The organism is Ruegeria sp. BHSA162 (assembly GCF_059613385.1).
On record NZ_JBXWSK010000150.1, the window covers coordinates 1 to 1,817 of the forward strand.

The 1,817-nt window shown below is 55.4% G+C and carries 1 rRNA gene; it reads left to right on the forward strand.

The features are described 5' to 3' along the window. Nucleotides 1-1,685 (forward strand): 23S ribosomal RNA (locus tag AC2FM5_RS19555); the annotation flags it as partial. Nucleotides 1,686-1,817: the final 132 nt, after the last annotated feature.

The window sequence follows — 1,817 nt, forward strand, 5'->3', positions numbered from 1 at the left end:
CCTGCGGCGAAGATGTAACGGGGCTCAAGCCATGAGCCGAAGCTTAGGATGCCGTAAGGCATGGTAGCAGAGCGTAGTGTGACATAGATCCATGCCTCCTTGATCCCTTCGGGGATATTGGAGGCGAGGATCTTTCGATGAAGCCGGCCTGTGAGGGATCCGGTGGAGAGATCACTAGTGAGAATGATGACATGAGTAGCGACAAAGAGTGTGAGAGACACTCTCGCCGAAAGTCCAAGGGTTCCTGCTTAAAGCTAATCTGAGCAGGGTAAGCCGGCCCCTAAGCCGAGGCCGAAAGGCGTAGGCGATGGGAACCAGGTTAATATTCCTGGGCCAGGAGGATGTGACGGATCACAGGTGTAGTTCAATCTTATCGGATTGATTGGGCTGCTGAGTGGTTCCTGGAAATAGCCCTCCATCAGACCGTACCCTAAACCGACACAGGTGGACTGGTAGAGCATACCAAGGCGCTTGAGAGAACGATGTTGAAGGAACTCGGCAAAATACCTCCGTAAGTTCGCGAGAAGGAGGCCCGGTTCCTAGGCAACTAGGGGCTGGGGGCACAAACCAGGGGGTGGCGACTGTTTATTAAAAACACAGGGCTCTGCGAAGTCGCAAGACGACGTATAGGGTCTGACGCCTGCCCGGTGCCTGAAGGTTAAAAGGAGAGGTGAGAGCCTTGAATTGAAGCCCAGGTAAACGGCGGCCGTAACTATAACGGTCCTAAGGTAGCGAAATTCCTTGTCGGGTAAGTTCCGACCTGCACGAATGGCGTAACGACTTCCCCGCTGTCTCCAACATCGACTCAGCGAAATTGAATTGCCTGTCAAGATGCAGGCTTCCCGCGGTTAGACGGAAAGACCCCGTGCACCTTTACTACAGCTTCGCACTGGCATCAGGACTGCAATGTGCAGGATAGGTGGTAGGCTTCGAAGCAGGGACGCCAGTTCCTGTGGAGCCTCCCTTGAGATACCACCCTTTGCATTCTTGATGTCTAACCGCGGTCCGTTATCCGGATCCGGGACCCTGCGTGGCGGGTAGTTTGACTGGGGCGGTCGCCTCCTAAAGCGTAACGGAGGCGCGCGAAGGTTGGCTCAGAGCGGTCGGAAATCGCTCGTTGAGTGCAATGGCAGAAGCCAGCCTGACTGCGAGACTGACAAGTCGAGCAGAGTCGAAAGACGGCCATAGTGATCCGGTGGTCCCGAGTGGAAGGGCCATCGCTCAACGGATAAAAGGTACGCCGGGGATAACAGGCTGATACTGCCCAAGAGTCCATATCGACGGCAGTGTTTGGCACCTCGATGTCGGCTCATCTCATCCTGGGGCTGGAGCAGGTCCCAAGGGTACGGCTGTTCGCCGTTTAAAGAGGTACGTGAGCTGGGTTTAGAACGTCGTGAGACAGTTCGGTCCCTATCTGCCGTGGGTGTAGGAGACTTGAGAGGAGTTGCCCCTAGTACGAGAGGACCGGGGTGAACGATCCACTGGTGGACCTGTTGTCGTGCCAACGGCAGTGCAGGGTAGCTATGATCGGACAGGATAACCGCTGAAGGCATCTAAGCGGGAAGCCCCCCTCAAAACAAGGTCTCCCTGAGGGCCGTGGAAGACCACCACGTCAATAGGCCGGAGATGTAAGCGCAGCAATGCGTTCAGTTGACCGGTACTAATCGCCCGATAGGCTTGATTTGATCCAGTAACAGAAAGACAAATCACCAAAAGCATACACTGACCTTGAGTTGGACAACGTTGATTGATGTGAAACCCCGCAAGGGGTGACACAACCGTGCGGGAACGCGCATTCGCAAGCGAATACGCCGCCT